Here is an 18025-nt window from a genome sequence, read left to right on the forward strand (position 1 = left end):
AGCGACGACACGTAAATCGAGGCGAGAGGCCTTCGACGTGGCAGCACCGCAGAACTACCTCGCAGTCATCAAGGTCATCGGTGTCGGCGGCGGTGGTGTCAATGCCATCAACCGAATGATCGAGGTCGGTCTCAAGGGCGTCGAGTTCATCGCGATCAACACTGATGCGCAAGCCCTGTTGATGAGCGACGCCGACGTCAAGCTCGACGTCGGCCGTGAACTCACCCGTGGCCTCGGCGCCGGGGCGAACCCGGCCGTCGGTCGCAAGGCGGCAGAGGACCACCGTGAGGAGATCGAGGAGGTCCTCAAGGGGGCCGACATGGTCTTCGTCACCGCCGGAGAGGGCGGCGGCACCGGCACCGGCGGCGCACCCGTCGTCGCCAACATCGCGCGCTCGCTCGGCGCCCTGACGATCGGCGTGGTCACCCGCCCGTTCACCTTCGAGGGCCGGCGTCGCGCGAACCAGGCGGAGGACGGCATCGCCGAGCTCCGCGAAGAGGTCGACACCCTCATCGTCATTCCCAACGACCGACTGCTGTCCATCTCGGACCGCCAGGTCAGCGTGCTCGACGCGTTCAAGTCGGCCGACCAGGTGCTGCTCTCGGGTGTCCAGGGCATCACCGACCTCATCACCACCCCGGGTCTGATCAACCTCGACTTCGCCGACGTCAAGTCGGTCATGTCCGAGGCCGGATCGGCGCTCATGGGCATCGGCTCGGCCCGCGGCGACGACCGTGCGGTGGCCGCGGCGGAGATGGCGATCTCCTCGCCGCTCCTGGAGGCGTCCATCGACGGCGCCCGCGGTGTCCTGCTCTCCATCTCCGGCGGCAGCGACCTCGGCCTCTTCGAGATCAACGAGGCGGCCCAGCTGGTGAGCGAGGCGGCACACCCCGAGGCGAACATCATCTTCGGTGCGGTCATCGACGACGCACTGGGAGACGAGGTCCGGGTCACCGTGATCGCCGCGGGCTTCGACGGCGGGCAGCCGCCCGCCCGTCGCGAGAACGTCCTGGGCGCGGGTGCCGGGAAGCGTGAGGAGTCGGTGCCGCCGGTCCGGGCCGCCGAGCCGATGCGCCAGACGGGCGGGCTCGGTTCCGTCACGCAGCGGGAGGAGCCCCAGGCCCCGGTCGAGTCCGTACCGGTGGCGAACGAGACCCCGATGCCGCCGGTCTCGACGCCGCACGTCCCGCCGGCCCGTCCCTACCAGGACTCCCAGGCCGAAGAGCTGGATGTCCCGGACTTCTTGAAGTGATAACTCAGCACCACGCAGTGGCCCCGGAGTCATCGGGGTATCGCGCTCACTTCGCCTTCACCGACAGGTGGGGCGGGGTGAGCGCCGCTCCGTACGGGGAACTCAACCTCGGCGGCGCGGTCGGCGACGAACCCGCAGCCGTTCTCGCCAACCGGGAGGCGGCCGCCCGGGGTCTCGGTCTCGATCCGGTGCAGGTCGTCTGGATGAACCAGGTGCACGGGCGGGACGTGGCCGTCGTCGACGGACCCTGGGGAGAGCGTGCGGAGGCCCCCGCGGTGGACGCGGTGGTGACCGCGCGGCGCGGACTCCCGCTCGCCGTTCTCACCGCAGACTGCACCCCCGTACTTCTCGCCGACCCGGTCGCCGGGATCGCGGCGGCGGCACACGCGGGCCGCCCCGGTCTGGTCGCCGGAGTCGTCCCCGTCGTCGTCGAGGCCATGGTCGGGCTCGGCGCGGACATCTCCCGGATCACCGCGCACACCGGACCGGCCGTCTGCGGACGGTGTTACGAAGTCCCGGCGGAGATGCGATCCGATGTCGCCGAAGCCGTTCCCGCGTCGTGGTCCGAGACGAGCTGGGGGACACCGGCCGTGGACGTCACCGCCGGAGTCCACGCCCAACTCGAGGCCCTGGGGGTGCGCGACCGGCACACGTCGCCGGTCTGCACCCTCGAATCGGGCGACCACTTCTCGTACCGCCGCGACCGCACCACAGGGCGGCTCGCCGGATATGTCTGGTTGGACTGATAGGGCATGACGGACCGTAGGACTCAACTCGCCGAAAATCTGGCACAGGTGGAGGAGCGTATTGCCTCCGCCTGTATCGCCGCCGGTCGCAAAAGGGAAGAAGTGACCCTCATCGTGGTCACGAAGACCTACCCAGCGAGCGATGTGCGGATCCTGCATGAACTCGGTGTGCGTCATGTCGCGGAGAATCGTGACCAGGACGCCGCACCCAAGGCAGCCGCGTGTGCGGACCTGTCGCTCACATGGCACTTTGTCGGACAACTGCAGACGAATAAGGTTCGTTCTGTGGCGAGTTATGCCGATGTCGTGCAGTCCGTGGACCGGGCCAAGTTGGTCACGGCCCTCTCGGTCGCCGCGGTGCGCGACGGGCGCGAACTCGGGTGCCTCATCCAGGTCGCACTCGACGCGGAGAGTGGCGAGCGCGGAGCCCGGGGCGGCGTCGCGCCGGACGGGATCGACGAGTTGGCTGCCGCGGTGGAGGCGGCGCCGGGGCTCAGGCTCGACGGCCTGATGACCGTGGCGCCGCTCGCCGGACCGTACGCGGGACGGCAACGGGCAGCATTCGACCGGCTGATGGAATTCTCATCCCGCCTGCGCGGGAACCATCCGGCTGCGAACATGGTCTCTGCGGGGATGAGTGCGGACCTCGAGGAAGCGATTGCGGCCGGAGCGACACATGTACGCGTCGGTACGGCGGTACTCGGAGTCCGACCCAGGCTCCGGTAACGTCGCCAAGCAAGTCGGACCACAGCAGAAAATATGGTCATTCCCGCCGATGGCGGGCAGGCCTGAGTGGATCGCGGGGCACTTGGTGACAGATGCCGATCCACCACAGAGCGGAGGACTCAGAGCATGGCCGGCGCGATGCGCAAGATGGCGGTCTACCTCGGCCTCGTGGAGGACGATGGGTACGACGGTCCGGGGTTCGACCCCGACGACGAATTCGAACCCGAGCCGGAGCCGGAGCGCGACCGGCGGAGGCATCAGCCCGCGCATCAGGTGGAGCGGGACCGAGAGCGGGACGAACCGGTACGAGTGGTGCAGCCGCCCGCGCAGCGGGAACCGGTTCAGATCCCGGCGGAGAGCGTGCGACCCGCCCGGATTGCACCCGTGGCATCCATCACACCTGAACGCCCGAACATGGAGAAGAACGCACCGGTGATCATGCCCAAGGTTGTGTCCGAGCGGGAGCCCTACCGCATCACCACGTTGCACCCCCGGACCTACAACGAGGCCCGTACCATCGGGGAACACTTCCGTGAGGGCACTCCGGTGATCATGAATCTCACGGAGATGGACGATACGGACGCGAAGCGACTTGTCGACTTTGCGGCAGGACTCGTCTTCGGTCTCCATGGCAGCATTGAACGGGTGACGCAGAAGGTGTTCCTGTTGTCGCCTGCTAACGTCGATGTCACGGCGGAGGACAAGGCCCGCATCGCTGAGGGCGGATTCTTCAACCAGAGCTGAGAACACGACACCGGGAACAACCCGGCCGCGAGGCCGGAGCTACGAGAGCCAGGGGAGAGGGAAGCGCGAAATGGGCGTCGCACTGCAGGTTGTCTATATCGCGTTGATGTGTTTCCTCATCGTGCTGATCTTCCGGCTGGTCATGGACTACGTCTTCCAGTTCGCACGTTCATGGCAGCCCGGCAAGCCGATGGTGGTGCTTCTCGAGGCCACCTACACTGTCACCGATCCACCGCTCAAGCTTCTGCGGCGGTTCATTCCGCCGCTGCGTCTCGGGGGCGTGGCACTCGACCTGTCCTTCTTCGTTCTGATGATCATCGTCTACATCCTGATCTCGATCGTGACCAGGCTGTGAACGATACGGTCTTGCCGACTGCCGACGACTACGTAGAGGTGAAGAAGAGATGCCGCTGACCCCCGAGGACGTGCGGAACAAGCAGTTCACGACCGTCCGCCTCCGAGAAGGCTATGACGAGGACGAGGTCGATGCCTTCCTCGACGAGGTCGAGTCCGAGCTGACCCGCCTGCTCCGTGAGAACGAGGACCTGCGCGCCAAGCTGGCCGCTGCCACGCGTGCCGCGGCGCAGAACCAGCAGCAGCAAGGTATGCGCAAGCCGCCGGAGCCGCAGGATCGTCCCGGTGCACCGGTGCCCGCCGCCATATCTGGTCCGCCGGTCCAGCAGCAGCCCCCGCAGATGGGTCCGCCCCAGCTGCCCGGTGGTGCTCCGCAGCTGCCCGCCGGTCCCAGCGGTCACGGTCCCCAGCAGCACGGCCCCGGCCCGCAGGGCCAGCACGGCCCCGGCCCGATGCAGGGCGGTCCCATGGGTGGCCCGATGGGCGGTCCCATGGGTCACGCGCCGCAGCAGCAGATGCAGCAGATGCAGCAGCCGCAGATGCAACAGCCCGGTCAGGGCCCCGGTGGCGACAGTGCCGCCCGTGTCCTCTCGCTCGCGCAGCAGACCGCCGACCAGGCGATCGCGGAGGCCCGTTCCGAGGCCAACAAGATCGTCGGCGAGGCGCGCAGCCGTGCCGAGGGCCTGGAGCGCGACGCGCGTGCCAAGGCGGACGCGCTGGAGCGGGACGCGCAGGAGAAGCACCGCGTGGCGATGGGCTCGCTGGAGTCGGCCCGCGCGACGCTGGAGCGCAAGGTCGAGGACCTGCGTGGCTTCGAACGCGAGTACCGGACCCGGCTGAAGTCGTACCTGGAGAGCCAGCTGCGTCAGCTGGAGACCCAGGCCGACGACTCGCTGGCCCCGCCGCGGACTCCGGCAGCCGCTTCGCTGCCGCCGTCGCCCTCGCTGGCTCCGGCCGGTGCGGGTGCCATGGGTCACACCATGGGCGGCAACCACAGCGGTCACGGCGGCCCGCAGATGGGCGGCAACCCGTCCATGGGCGGTGGACCCTCCTACGGCGGCCAGCAGCAGATGTCGCCGGCGATGACTCAGCCGATGGCACCGGTGCGGCCCCAGGCGCCGCAGCCGATGCAGCAGGCGCCGTCGCCGATGCGTGGGTTCCTGATCGACGAGGACGACAACTGAGCGGGTTGCGCGCGCTGAGCGCGTAGCCGTCGGCAGGCAAAGGGCCGGGCCCCGGGGTTTTCCCCGGGGCCCGGCCCTTTGCCGTGGGCGGGGTGGGGGAGCCTGCTGAGCCTGTTCCCCTACGCGCACCCTTCCGGGCCGGGGCCTCCGCCTCTGACCCCGCGCCTCGAACGCCGGCGAGGCCGCGTATGGGGGCGGGGCCCCGGTTTCGGGAAGGGGCGGGTAGGGGAACAGCGAGAGGCCCGGCCGGAACGTGTCCGGCCGGGCCTCTCGTCGTACGGGTTACTGCTCCGTTTACTGCTCCGTCTTGCGGAGGCGGAACGTCAGCGCCAGGCCCTCGTCCTCGAACGGAGTGCCGTAGGCCCCGTCCGCCTCGCCCTGCGCGTAGTCCAGCGCCAGCACCTCGTCCGCGATGAGCGGAGCGTGCTCGGTCAGCGCCTCGACCGTCGCGGGGGACGTGGACGTCCAGCGGACGGCGATGCGGTCCGCCACGTCCAGGCCGCTGTTCTTGCGGGCCTCCTGGATCAGCCGGATCGCGTCACGGGCCAGGCCCGCACGCCGCAGCTCCGGGGTGATCTCCAGGTCGAGCGCGACCGTCGCGCCCGAGTCGGACGCCACCGACCAGCCCTCGCGCGGCGTCTCGGTGATGATCACCTCGTCGGGGGCGAGGGTGACTGTCTCGCCGTCGACCTCGACCGACGCCGTGCCCTCGCGCAGGGCCAGGGAGAGCGCCGCCGCGTCGGCGTTCGCGACCGCCTTCGCTACCGCCTGGACGCCCTTGCCGAACCGCTTGCCCAGCGCCCGGAAGTTCGCCTTCGCGGTCGTGTCGACCAGCGAGCCGCCGACCTCCGAGAGGGAGGCGAGCGAGGAGACGTTCAGCTCCTCGGTGATCTGGGCGTGCAGCTCGGGGGAGAGCGACTCGAAGCCCGAAGCCGCGACCAGGGCGCGGGACAGCGGCTGGCGGGTCTTGACGCCCGATTCGGCGCGCGTGGCGCGGCCGAGCTCGACCAGGCGGCGCACCAGCGCCATCTGCGTGGAGAGCGCCGGGTCGATCGCGGCCAGGTCCGCCTTCGGCCAGGAGGACAGGTGCACCGACTCCGGGGAGTCCGTGGTCACCGGGACGACGAGGTCCTGCCAGACCCGCTCGGTGATGAACGGGGTCAGCGGGGCCATCAGACGTGTGACCGTCTCGACGACCTCGTGCAGCGTGCGCAGCGCCGCCTTGTCGCCCTGCCAGAAGCGGCGGCGGGAGCGGCGCACGTACCAGTTCGACAGGTCGTCCACGAACGCGGAAAGGAGCTTGCCGGCGCGCTGGGTGTCGTACCCCTCCAGCGCCTGCGTGACCTGGTCCACCAGTGCGTTCAGCTCGCTGAGCAGCCAGCGGTCGAGGACTGTGCGGTCCGCCGGGGCCGGGTCGGCCGCGGACGGGGCCCAGTTCGACGTGCGCGCGTACAGCGCCTGGAAGGCGACCGTGTTCCAGTACGTGAGGAGGGTCTTGCGCACGACCTCCTGGATCGTGCCGTGGCCCACCCGCCGCGCAGCCCACGGCGAGCCGCCCGCCGCCATGAACCAGCGGACCGCGTCCGCGCCGTGCTGGTCCATGAGCGGGATCGGCTGGAGGATGTTGCCCAGGTGCTTGGACATCTTCCGGCCGTCCTCGGCGAGGATGTGGCCCAGGCAGACCACGTTCTCGTACGAGGACTTGTCGAAGACCAGCGTGCCGACGGCCATCAGTGTGTAGAACCAGCCGCGGGTCTGGTCGATGGCCTCGGAGATGAACTGCGCCGGGTAGCGGCTCTCGAAGAGCTCCTTGTTCTTGTACGGGTAGCCCCACTGCGCGAACGGCATCGAACCCGAGTCGTACCAGGCGTCGATGACCTCCGGGACGCGGTACGCCTCCAGCTGGCAGTTCTCGTGCGAGCAGGTGAACGTGATCGCGTCGATGAACGGACGGTGCGGGTCCAGGTCCGACTGGTCGGCGCCGGTGAGCTCGGTGAGCTCGGCACGGGAGCCGACACAGGTGAGGTGGTTGTCCTCGCAGCGCCAGATCGGCAGCGGGGTGCCCCAGTAGCGGTTGCGGGACAGCGCCCAGTCGACGTTGTTGTTCAGCCAGTCGCCGAAGCGGCCGTTCTTGACCGAGTCGGGGAACCAGTTGGTCTTCTCGTTCTCTTCGAGGAGCCGGTTCTTGATGGCGGTCGTACGGATGTACCAGGACGGCTGCGCGTAGTAGAGCAGCGCGGTGTGGCAGCGCCAGCAGTGCGGGTAGCTGTGCTCGTAGGGGACGTGGCGGAAGAGCTTGCCGCGGGCGGCCAGGTCCTCGGTGAGCGCCTCGTCGGCCTTCTTGAAGAAGACGCCGCCGACCAGCGGCAGGTTCTCCTCGAAGGTGCCGTCGGGGCGGACCGGGTTCACGACCGGCAGGCCGTAGGCGCGGCAGACCTTGAGGTCGTCCTCACCGAAGGCAGGGGACTGGTGGACCAGGCCCGTACCGTCCTCGGTCGTCACGTACTCGGCGTTGACGACGAAGTGCGCCGGGGCGCTGTCGCTCGGGAAGTCGACGAGTGCGAACGGGCGCTCGTACGTCCAGCGCTCCATCTCGCGGCCGGTGAAGGACTGGCCGGTGAGCTCCCAGCCCTCGCCGAGTGCCTTCTCCAGGAGGGGCTGGGCGACGACGAGCTTCTCCTCGCCGTTGCTCGCGACGACGTACGTGACGTCGGGGTGCGCGGCGACGGCGGTGTTGGAGACCAGGGTCCACGGGGTGGTCGTCCAGACCAGCAGTGCGGCCTCGCCGGCCAGCGGGCCGGAGGTGAGCGGGAAGCGTACGAAGACCGAGGGGTCGACGACCGTCTCGTAACCCTGCGCCAGCTCGTGGTCCGAGAGGCCGGTGCCGCAGCGCGGACACCACGGGGCGACGCGGTGATCCTGGACCAGCAGGTCCTTGTTGAAGATCTCCTTCAGGGACCACCAGACGGAGTCGACGTACGACGGGTCCATCGTGCGGTACGCGTCGTCCAGGTCGACCCAGTAGCCCATTCGGGTGGTGAGCTCGGTGAACGCGTCGGTGTGGCGGGTCACGGACTCGCGGCACTTGGCGTTGAACTCGGCGATGCCGTACGCCTCGATGTCCTTCTTGCCGTTGAAGCCCAGCTCCTTCTCGACCGCGAGCTCGACCGGCAGACCGTGGCAGTCCCAGCCGGCCTTGCGGCCCACGTGGTAGCCCTGCATGGTGCGGAAGCGGGGGAAGACGTCCTTGAAGACGCGGGCCTCGATGTGGTGGGCGCCGGGCATGCCGTTGGCGGTCGGCGGGCCCTCGTAGAAGACCCACTCGGGGCGGCCCTCGGACTGTTCGAGGCTCTTGGCGAAGACCTTGCTCTCGCGCCAGAAGTCGAGCACGGCGTGCTCCAGCGCGGGAAGGTCGACCTGGGCGGGTACCTGGCGGTACTGCGGCGATGTCATGGGCGAGATTCCTCCGGCGGACGTTTTCCACTTCCGTCGGAGGGACGAGAACCGTGCGGTTCCCGCGGTACCACCCTCCTTGGCCCCGGGTGTGCGCCCGTGGCCCCCTCATTGGGGTCGCGATGCCGGTTCTACTTGCCTTGCGGCGTTCCTCCGACGGCTCCGGGTGATCTTCACGACGCGCTCGCCCCCGGGCTTCCACCGTCCCCGGGTCGCTCCTGGCTGCGTACGACGCTACTCGTCCCATCCACGCCTCTCGCTGGGCCCAGTGTACGGGCCCGTACGGGCGACGGCCGACCGGTTTATCAGGGGGCGTGGGCGTGACCCGAATGGCGAGACGGGGCGTGCGGAGTCCCGGCGGGGGAGCGGAGGGCGGATTACCGGGCGGGGAGCTGGGAACAACGGTTTCAGGCGAGCGCTGATCCGACAGGGGGAGGGGCGATTCGGCGGCGTGCCCCGTTGCCGCGGGGCTGGGGTCGATTTATCGTCCCAGCACGATTCGCGTGCAAGATCACAATATGTGAAGGGGCCGCGGCCATGGTGGCGAAGAAGACCGCCGTACAGAATTCGGCGTCAGCGAGATCCCCGGGCGCGGCGGCCGAGGAGACGAACGTGGACGTGGGCACGGAGGCCGTCCTGGAGCCGGTTCCGGTGAAGGCCGCGGCGAAGAAGACCGCGGCGAGCAAGGCTGCGGTGAGGAAAACCGCGGCGAAGAAGACCGCGGCACGTAAGACGTCCGCGCACGAGGCGGACGGAGAGCGGACGGCCGACGGTGACACCGGAGGCGGGCACGCGGCACCTGGCACGAAGGCCGCGGCGAGGAAGAACGCGGACAAGAAGGCTTCGAAGAAGGCCGCTGCGGCGGCCATGGGGGCGGCCGAGGCCGCCGAGCAGACGGGAGCCCATACGGTGGTAGCCAAGAAGAGCGCAGCCCGGACCCGCACGTCCGGCAAGGACGCGGCGCCGGTGCCGCCCGCCCGGGTCGCCGCCGCGACGGCGCCCGGGGATCTGGCCGTACGGCCGGGCGAGGACCCCTGGACGCCCGAGGAGGTCGCCGAGGCACGGGCTGAGCTGACCAGCGAGGTCATGCGACTCCGCAGCGAGCTGGAGGCGTCGGGTGCGGCGCTCGCCGGGCTGATGCGCGACTCCGGTGACGGGGCCGGTGACGACGAGGCGGACACCGGCACGAAGAACATCACCCGTGAGCACGAGATGGCGCTCGCCGCCAACGCCACGGAGATGCTGGAGCAGACCGAGCGCGCGCTGGCCCGGCTCGACGCGGGGACCTACGGACTGTGCGAGATCTGCGGCAATCCGATCGGCAAGGCGCGGATGCAGGCGTTCCCCCGGGCGACGCTCTGTGTCGAGGACAAACAGAAGCAGGAGCGTCGCGGCTGATTCAGGGAGGTGTGTCGTACCCTCGTCTTCGGTCAGGAACCTAGGTTGAGGGACTCACGTGGCAGAGGCGGAGCGCATCATCGGTACGCCGGACATCCCTGATGCTGAGGGGACCGGGGGCCCCGAGGACGTGGTGCAGGGTGAGCCCGGGGACACGGGCGCGGACCGGGCCGCGGCCCCCGGCAAGGGCAAGCGGAAGATCATGGTGCTCTTCGGCGTGGCCATTTTCGCCTATCTGCTCGACCTGATCAGCAAGATGATCGTGGTCGCGAAGCTGGAGCACCAGCAGCCCATCGAGATCTTCGGCGAGTGGCTGCGCTTCGACGCCATCCGGAACGCGGGCGCAGCCTTCGGTATCGGCGAGGCGTTCACGGTGATCTTCACCGCCATCGCGGCGACGGTGATCGTGGTCATCGCCCGCCTCGCCCGCAAGCTCTACAGCCTGCCGTGGGCGATCGCGCTCGGTCTGCTGCTCGGCGGTGCGCTCGGCAACCTCACCGACCGGATCTTCCGCTCGCCCGGCCTCTTCAAGGGCGCGGTGGTCGACTTCATCGCCCCCGCGCACTTCGCCGTCTTCAACCTCGCGGACTCCGCCATCGTCTGCGGCGGCATCCTGATCGTGATCCTTTCCTTCAGGGGCCTGGACCCCGACGGCACCGTGCACAAGGACTAGCAGGGGCAAGGCATACTCGACTGGTGAGTACGTATCCCGAGGTCCGCACCCTGCCCGTTCCCGACGGTCTGGAAGGCGAGCGTGTCGACGCCGCCATTTCCCGCATGTTCGGCTTCTCCCGCACCAAGGCCGCCGAACTGGCCGCTGCCGGGAAGGTACTGGTGGACGGCGCTGTGGTCGGGAAGTCCGAGCGGGTACAGGGCGGTGCCTGGCTGGAAGTGGAGATGCCGCAGGCACCCGCTCCGGTGCAGATCGTCGCCGAGCCCGTCGAGGGCATGGAGATCGTGCACGACGACGACGACATCGTCGTGATCGTGAAGCCGGTCGGGGTCGCAGCCCACCCGAGCCCCGGCTGGACCGGCACGACGGTCATCGGCGGTCTCGCCGCGGCCGGTTATCGGATCTCGACCTCGGGTGCCGCCGAGCGTCAGGGCATCGTCCACCGCCTCGACGTCGGCACCTCCGGCCTGATGGTCGTCGCCAAGTCCGAGCGGGCCTACACGCTGCTGAAGGGCCAGTTCCGCGACCGGGTCGTCGAGAAGAAGTACCACGCGCTGGTCCAGGGACACCCGGACCCGATGAGCGGCACCATCGACGCCCCCATCGGGCGCCACCCCACGCACGACTACAAGTGGGCGGTCACGGCCGAGGGCAAGCCCTCCGTGACGCACTACGACCTGATCGAGGCGTACCGGTCCGCGAGCCTCCTCGACATCAAGCTGGAGACGGGCCGTACGCACCAGATCCGGGTGCACATGTCCGCCCACCGCCACCCCTGCGTCGGCGACCTGACGTACGGCGCCGACCCGACGGTGGCCAAGCGGCTCGGGCTGACGCGGCAGTGGCTGCACGCGGTCCGGCTCGGCTTCGAGCACCCGTCGGACGGCAACTGGGTGGAGTTCGCCAGCAGCTACCCGGACGACCTGCAGCAGGCCCTCGACAGGATTGCGGCGGAAAGCCAGTGACCACCGGAACCCCGCCGTACACCACGCGCACAGCCGTCGACGAGAGCGACCTCGCGGCCTGTTTCCAGGTCCGCAAGGAGGTCTTCGTCGGCGAGCAGAACGTGCCCGAGGAGATCGAGTACGACGCCTACGACGCGGACGCGCTGCATGTGATCGCCGTCGCGGCGGACGGCACGGCGCTCGGTACGGGACGGCTGCTGCACGGCGCGGGCGTGGCCGCCAAGACCGGTGGCGACCTCACCGTCGGCTCGCTCGGACGGCTCGCGGTGACCGGCCGGGCACGCGGTCTCGGGGTCGGCGCGGCGCTGGTCCGGGCCATCGAGGACGCGGCCCGCGGTCTCGGTCTGGCCGCTGTGGACCTGCACGCCCAGACCCATGCGCTCGGCTTCTACGAGCGGCTCGGGTACGTGGCGTACGGCCCCGAGTTCCCGGATGCGGGGATCCCCCACCGGGCGATGCGCCGCAGCCTGTAGATCACACCGGGCGCCGCTCCGGTCGTACGAACCGGAACGGCACCCTCGCACACGTCTCCGTCAGCCCGGCAGACCCCAGCGCGTCCAGGTCCCGTTCGACGGCACGTCGCGCGGACCCGGCTCCGGGCGACGCGCGTCGTGCGGTGTGATCACCGCCGTGCCACCGCGTGGCAGGGTGACCGTGATCCGGCCCGGACCGGAGTCCCGCCAGTGCAGCGGGCGCCCGTGCCCGTCCCGTACGTCGATGCGGCCCGTGATCGAGTGCTCCAGGGTCAGCGGGGCGCCGGCCTCGCTGTGCACCCGTACCCAGCGCGTGGCGCCGCCGGCGCGGTCCGCGTCCACCAGGAATGCACCCTGGGTGCGCAGTGACGCGATCGAGGCGTCCGCCCAGCGCTCCGAGACGGACGGGAAGACCTTCACCACCCCTTCGTGCCCCTGCACCACCATGTCGAGCATCGACTGCGCGGCCGAGAGCGGGGACTCCAGGGCGAGGTTCTTGCCCTCCCGGTACATCGTGTTGACCGTCATCTGGCAGTCCGCGACCACCTTCAGATCCGTGAAGAACGTCAGGTGGTCCAACGCCTTCTCGGGCTCGTCCATGACCGAGTACATGGACGAGGCGGTCGCGTAGCTGTAGCCGTGCCACAGCTGCTGCATGGAGACCCAGTGGTCCATGGAGCGCCGCATCACCTCACGGTCTTCCGCCCGGTCCCAGTTCCGTTCGCGCAGCGGGTAGAGCCAGAGCAGATGCGAGTGGTGCCGGTGCGAGTCGGCGAGCGGGACATCTTTGCCGATCATGACTCCGGCCGTCGGGTCCTCGGCGTACGGGGTGAGTCGGTGCTCGATGTCCTGCCAGCGCTTCAGCCGCGGATCGTTGTTCCGCAGCAGTTTCGCCGAGGCGATGAGAGTGCGGACACCCCAGCGGATGAGCGAGAGGTCGTACGTGCAGTCCGCGGCGTTGGCATATTCGGGGGAGCGGGTCTCCAGCAGATGCAGCCTGCCGTCCGGGCCCTCGTGCAGGAAGTGCGCGTAGAAGTTGATGGCCCTGGCGAGGATCGGATACACCACGTCGCGCAGGACGCCGAGGTCCATCGAGTGCCGGTAGGACTGCCAGACGTTGTGCAGGGCCCAGGTGAGGTTGCCGAAGTTGTCGGAGATGTGGTCCGAGCCGGGCGCGCCCACGTCGTAGGTGTCGCCGGCGCGCAGCTGCCAGTCGGAGGGGTGGCCCAGCGCATAGCTCTCGCCGTCGCGGTATTCCGCCGGGACGGAGGCCGGCAGGTTGTGCTCGAAGCGGCGGAAGGCGTTTGTCACGGAGTCGAGTTCGGGATGGTTGGAGCCGTGGATCGGTGCCATACCGATCTGGACGTTGAGGTTCCACCAGACCGCGGTCCAGTTGTTGCCGATCTCCGGGAACCACGGACCCCACTCGGAGATCGTCGGTCCCTCGACGCGGGTCGACGCGGCGAGCTTGTAGAGCTGGATGAGGTAGAAGCTCTGCAGCCGCTTGTCCGGCACGGAGAGGAAGCTGCGCCGGTAGTACGCGTGCCACCAGCGGCGGTGACGGTCCACCAGCTTCTCCGGGTCGATGGTGAGCGTACGGTCCACCGCACGTAGCGCCTCGTCCGTCGCCTCCGTCACCTGGCCGGGGAACCGGTACACGAGGTGCGCGGCGAGCAGCCTGCCGGTGCCCTCGCTCCGTTCGCGCCAGGCGATGCTCCAGCCGCCACCTGCGAGCAGCGGCTGCTCGACGAAACCGTCGCCGACCCGGGGGTCGGGGTTGGGCGTGTAGTCCGCCGGTTTGCCGCTGCTGCGAGTGGTCGCGGCGCGCAGCCACTGGAAGGACCAGGCCGTGGACTCCTCGCCGGGGGTGGGCCGGGTGGAGACCAGCAGGGCGCCGGTGTCGTTCTGCACGAGGGCGGAGAAGGTGAGGGAGCCGCGGGTGGTGGTGACGGTGCCGCGCAGCTCGGCGTCGTACGGGTCAAGTGTCCAGTCGACGTCCGTGATCTCCCCGGCGAGGGTCAGGGTGAAGTAGCCGATGGGGAGCCGGGAGAAGCCGATGCCGCCGCGCCACTGGCCGCGCTGGTCCTGCACCTGGCTGTGACTGATCATCAGCTTCAGGGTGTCGGCGGTCCTTCCCGCGTACAGCTGGGCGCCGAGGTAGCCGTTGGCGAGGAAGGGGGCCTCCTGCCAGCCGGTCGGGAGCCGGCGCCAGGTCAGGGCGGCATCGCGGACGGTCTGCTCGTACGGGTCGGTGTGCGGGCTGCCGGAGGCTTCGGGGGTGGTGCCGGGTGCGGCCCAGGCGGTACGGGATCCGGCGAGCCAGAGGGCGGTGGTGCCGGCCGCCGCGGTGCCCACGAAGTGCCTTCGGGAGAACTCGGTCACGGTCTCTCCAGTCAGTCATATATGTGGCGGGGGTTCTCGTCCCTGAATCGCGCACGTTGCATACTGCCCGCCCGGTGAGGGTGACGGAAGAGGGTTGACCGAGGAAACATCGGATCAATGGATGGTCAAGGCGGCGAGAAGGAGGGGGTGTTGTCCGCTTTGCAGACATTGCGTGGCACGCTGGAACCACTGATCGACCGACCACCGGGTTCCGCTCGGCATGCTCCGGAAGGCATATCGTGGACCAACTGGCACTGCTCCTCCTGCTGTTGCTCGGAGCCGTGGTCACGGTGCCACTGGGGGAACGTCTCGGGCTGCCCGCCCCGGTGCTGATGACGCTCGCCGGAGTCGGTATGGCGTTCCTCAGCTTCGTGCCGAATGTGGACATCCCGCCGGAGATCATTCTTCCCGCGCTGCTGCCGCCGCTGCTCTACGCCTCCGTGCAGCGCACCTCTTGGCGGCAGTTCACCGCCAATAAACGACCGATCTTTCTGCTGGCCGTGGCACTGGTCTTCGTGACGACGGCAGCCGTCGCCGCCGTCGCCAACGCGATCGTCCCCGGGTTGCCCCTCGCCGCGGCCGTGGCCCTCGGCGCGCTCGTCGCCCCGCCCGACCCGGTCGCCGCGACTGCCGTCGCGGGATCGCTCGGGCTGCCGCGCAGACTCGTCTCCATCCTCGAGGGCGAGGGACTCTTCAACGACGTGACCGCGATCGTGCTCTACCACGTGGCGATCGCCGCCGCGGTGAGTGGCACCTTCTCGCTGCCGGAGGCCTTCGGGCTACTGATCCTCTCCGCCGTGGTCGCCGTGGTGGTCGGTCTCGCGGTGGGCTGGCTGACCATCAAACTCATGGGAATGCTCGGCGATGCGACGCTCCAGGTCGGGCTGACAGTGCTGGTGCCGTTCGTGAGCTATGTGCTCGCGGAGGAGCTGATGGGGTCGGGCGTGCTCGCCGTGCTCACCACCGCGCTGTTCCTCGCCGAGCACACCGCCGACGCGGACGACGTGCAGGGCCGGCTCACCGGCCGCACCTTCTGGGAGATCGTCGACACCCTCGTCACCGGCGTCGCCTTCGGCCTGATCGGTCTCGAACTCCACAACGTCTTCGGCACGTCGCACGGCCGCGGCTGGCAGATGGCCGGCTGGGGCCTGGTGGTGGTCGCGGTCGTCGTCGGCGTACGGCTGGTGTGGCTGCTGCCCGCCACCTGGCTGGCCAAGCGGCTGCACACCCGCCGCGACTACAGCGAGGAGATCCCCACCAGCTGGCGCGAGACCGTCGTGATGTGGTGGGCCGGGATGCGCGGCGTGGCCTCCGTCGCGCTGGCTCTCGCGATCCCGCTGGAGACGGACGACGGGAAACCGTTCCCCGGTCGCGACGAGATCGTCTTCATCGCCTTCGTCGTGATCATGGCGACCCTGGTCGTCCAGGGACTCACCCTGCCGTGGCTGGTACGGAAGCTCGGCGTCCGCGCCGACGCGGACGTGGAGGCGGCGCTGGAACGGGACCTCGCGTTCCGCGCCGCGAAGGCCGCGAGGCACCGGCTCAAGGAGATCCAGGAGGTCGAGGAGTTCCCGGAGGAGGTCGTGGAGCGGCTGCATCGGCTGGCGTACGACGTGGGGGCGCGGATCAGCCCCGACATGGTCGACGAGGACCGACGGGAGGCGTATGCGAAGCGCGCCGAGCGGTTCCGGGCGGTCAACCGGGTGCAGCGCGAGATGATGTCCGCCGCCCGGCACGCGGTGCTGTCCGCGCGCAGCGAGTCGGGGACGGACCCGGAGGTGGTCGACCGGGTGCTGCGGCATCTGGACGTACGCAGTCTGCGCTGACCCGGGCGCCCCGCGGCTGTGCTTCCCGCCGGTGCTTCGGGCCCGCGTCCCTCAACCGCGGCCGGTCCGGGGCGCCACCCCGTGCGTATCGGACGGCTTGGCGCGCTCCGGGTGGGGCAGGTCGGGCCACTGTCCGCCCGGGGGCAGCGCCGCCGGCGCCGTCGCGACCCGCGGCAGCGCGTACGGATGGTGGTCGCGCAGCCAGCCGATCAGCTGCTCGCGGACGGCGCAGCGCACCGTCCAGATGTCGTCCGCGTCCTTCGCCGTGACGACCGCGCGCACCTGCATCGTGGACGGGGTGGTGTCCGTGACGGCGAGGGACCAGTCGCGGCCGTCCCAGGCGCCGCACTCGCCCAGGATGTCCCGCAGCTGCTCACGCATCGCGGCGACGGGGGCGCTGTGGTCGAGGTGGAAGAAGACCGAACCGGTCATCTGGACGCCGCCGCGCGACCAGTTCTCGAACGGTTTGCTGGTGAAGTACGAGACCGGCATCGTGATCCGCCGCTCGTCCCAGGTCCGTACCGCGAGGAAGGTCAGCGTGATCTCCTCGACGGTGCCCCACTCGCCGTCCACCACCACCGTGTCGCCGATCCGCACCATGTCGCCGAAGGCGATCTGCAGCCCCGCGAAGAGGTTGCCGAGCGTGGACTGGGCGGCGATGCCCGCGACGATGCCGAGGACACCGGCCGAGGCCAGCATCGAGGTGCCGAAGGTCCGCATCGCGGGGAACGTCAGCAACATCGCGCCGGCCGCCACGGTCGCCACGATCGCGGTGACCACCCGCTGGATGAGTGTCACCTGCGTACGGACCCGGCGCACCCGCGCCGGATCGCGGGTGTTCGCCGCGTACCTGGCGTACACGGAATCGACGACGGCCGTCGCGATCCGGACCACCAGCCACGCCGATGTCCCGATCAGCACCAGCGTCAGGACCTGGCCGATCGCGGCCCGGTGGTTCATCACCACGTCGAGCCCGGTATGCGTGTAACCGGCTCTCAGCAGCGCCGTGCAGAGCACCAGCAGCAGCGGGATCCGGCAGCGCCGCAGCAGACCCCACAGCGGTGTGTAGGGATGCCGGGCGTCGGCACGCCGGAGCAGCACATCGACCCCCCAGCCCACCAGCAGCGTGAGCACCACCGAGCCACCGACCGTGACCAGCGGACGCAGTATGTTCTCCATCCCGTGGTTCTCCATGCCGTCGACCGTAGCTGGCACCATTGCTCCCATGAACATCATGCTTTTCCACTCGACGTACGGGCTGCGCCCCGCGGTGCACGCGGCCGCCGCCCGGCTGCGCGGCGCAGGGCACGAGGTGCACGTGCCCGATCTCTTCGACGGGCACACGTTCGAGACCGTCGAGGAAGGCATGGCCTTCAAGGACGAGCTGGGCAAGGACGAGTTGCTCAAGCGCGCCGTGCTGGCCGCCGCCCCCTATTCCGAGCGCGGTCTCGTCTACGCCGGCTTCTCCTTCGGCGCCTCCACCGCGCAGACCCTGGCACTCGGTGACGAGAAGGCGCGCGGGCTGCTGCTCCTCCACGGCACGTCGGACATTGCGGAGAACGCGGAGGTCGACGAGCTGCCGGTGCAGCTGCATGTCGCCGACCCCGACCCGTTCGAGACGCAGGACTGGCTGAACTCCTGGTATCTGCAGATGCAGCGGACCGGCGCCGATGTGGAGATCTACCGGTACCCCGGCGCGGGCCATCTCTTCACGGACCCGGAACTGCCGGACTACGACGCGGCGTCGGCCGATCTGACGTGGAAGGTCGCCCTCGGCTTCCTCGCGACTCTGTAGACGGACGGGGCCCCGCGCACCGTGACGGTGTGCGGGGCCCCTCGTCGTGACGCC

At 69.6% G+C, this 18025-nt stretch carries 15 protein-coding genes; 12 read left to right on the forward strand and 3 right to left on the reverse strand.

Annotated features, from left to right (window positions below; all coding sequences use genetic code 11):
- Positions 1–37: 37 nt before the first annotated feature.
- From ftsZ to OG395_RS37475, 6 genes are all read left to right on the forward strand, one after another.
- Positions 38–1252 (forward strand): cell division protein FtsZ, encoded by a 1215-nt coding sequence (ftsZ, locus tag OG395_RS37450; RefSeq protein ID WP_327246898.1) that lies wholly within the window; start codon positions 38–40, stop codon positions 1250–1252.
- A complete protein-coding gene (gene pgeF, locus OG395_RS37455; protein WP_327246899.1) occupies positions 1249–1998 on the forward strand; it encodes a peptidoglycan editing factor PgeF in 750 nt (249 codons plus the stop codon). Before ftsZ ends, pgeF begins: the two co-directional genes overlap by 4 nt.
- Positions 1999–2004: 6 nt before the next feature.
- Positions 2005–2724, forward strand: coding sequence for a YggS family pyridoxal phosphate-dependent enzyme (locus OG395_RS37460; protein ID WP_327246900.1), 720 nt, complete (start codon positions 2005–2007; stop codon positions 2722–2724).
- 126 nt (positions 2725–2850) lie between these two features.
- On the forward strand, positions 2851–3468 hold the full coding sequence (locus OG395_RS37465; protein ID WP_030972886.1) for a cell division protein SepF: 618 nt from the start codon (positions 2851–2853) through the stop codon (positions 3466–3468).
- Between the two features lie 70 nt (positions 3469–3538).
- Entirely contained in the window at positions 3539–3823 is a 285-nt protein-coding gene (locus OG395_RS37470) for a YggT family protein (RefSeq protein ID WP_037697102.1), read from the forward strand.
- Between the two features lie 49 nt (positions 3824–3872).
- Positions 3873–5006 carry a DivIVA domain-containing protein gene (locus OG395_RS37475; protein ID WP_327246901.1) on the forward strand — a complete coding sequence of 378 codons (1134 nt, stop codon included), beginning with the start codon at positions 3873–3875 and terminating at the stop codon, positions 5004–5006.
- 294 nt (positions 5007–5300) lie between these two features.
- On the opposite strand, the gene ileS is transcribed toward OG395_RS37475, so the two are convergent.
- Complete coding sequence (ileS, locus tag OG395_RS37480; protein WP_327246902.1) at positions 5301–8459, reverse strand: isoleucine--tRNA ligase; 3159 nt, start codon at positions 8457–8459, stop codon at positions 5301–5303.
- A gap of 537 nt (positions 8460–8996) precedes the next feature.
- On the opposite strand from ileS, the gene OG395_RS37485 reads away from it, so the two are divergent.
- From OG395_RS37485 to OG395_RS37500, 4 genes are read left to right on the forward strand one after another with little or no spacing between them, the layout of a single operon-like run.
- Entirely contained in the window at positions 8997–9857 is an 861-nt protein-coding gene (locus tag OG395_RS37485; RefSeq protein WP_327246903.1) for a TraR/DksA family transcriptional regulator, read from the forward strand.
- 58 nt (positions 9858–9915) lie between these two features.
- Positions 9916–10530: a signal peptidase II gene (gene lspA / locus OG395_RS37490; protein WP_327246904.1), complete on the forward strand. Its 615-nt coding sequence runs from the start codon at positions 9916–9918 to the stop codon at positions 10528–10530.
- Between the two features lie 23 nt (positions 10531–10553).
- Positions 10554–11495 (forward strand): RluA family pseudouridine synthase, encoded by a 942-nt coding sequence (locus OG395_RS37495; protein ID WP_266986679.1) that lies wholly within the window; start codon positions 10554–10556, stop codon positions 11493–11495.
- Positions 11492–11968, forward strand: a complete 477-nt coding sequence (locus OG395_RS37500; RefSeq protein ID WP_327246905.1) for a GNAT family N-acetyltransferase — start codon at positions 11492–11494, stop codon at positions 11966–11968. The genes OG395_RS37495 and OG395_RS37500 overlap by 4 nt, the downstream gene beginning before the upstream one ends.
- Positions 11969–12028: 60 nt before the next feature.
- Here the strand turns inward: OG395_RS37500 and OG395_RS37505 are convergent, their stop codons facing one another.
- Positions 12029–14350 carry a glycosyl hydrolase family 95 catalytic domain-containing protein gene (locus OG395_RS37505; protein WP_327246906.1) on the reverse strand — a complete coding sequence of 774 codons (2322 nt, stop codon included), beginning with the start codon at positions 14348–14350 and terminating at the stop codon, positions 12029–12031.
- A 239-nt stretch (positions 14351–14589) separates the two neighbouring features.
- On the opposite strand from OG395_RS37505, the gene OG395_RS37510 reads away from it, so the two are divergent.
- Entirely contained in the window at positions 14590–16176 is a 1587-nt protein-coding gene (locus tag OG395_RS37510; protein ID WP_327246907.1) for a Na+/H+ antiporter, read from the forward strand.
- Between the two features lie 51 nt (positions 16177–16227).
- Here OG395_RS37510 and OG395_RS37515 read toward each other — a convergent pair whose 3' ends face one another.
- Positions 16228–17355, reverse strand: a complete 1128-nt coding sequence (locus OG395_RS37515) for a mechanosensitive ion channel family protein (RefSeq protein ID WP_327246908.1) — start codon at positions 17353–17355, stop codon at positions 16228–16230.
- A gap of 46 nt (positions 17356–17401) precedes the next feature.
- Here OG395_RS37515 and OG395_RS37520 point away from each other — a divergent pair, with 46 nt between their 5' ends.
- A complete protein-coding gene (locus OG395_RS37520) occupies positions 17402–17971 on the forward strand; it encodes a dienelactone hydrolase family protein (protein ID WP_266986687.1) in 570 nt (189 codons plus the stop codon).
- Positions 17972–18025 lie beyond the last annotated feature (54 nt).

Origin of the sequence: Streptomyces sp. NBC_01320 (genome assembly GCF_035974375.1) — a bacterium.
Lineage (GTDB): Bacteria > Actinomycetota > Actinomycetes > Streptomycetales > Streptomycetaceae > Streptomyces > Streptomyces yanii.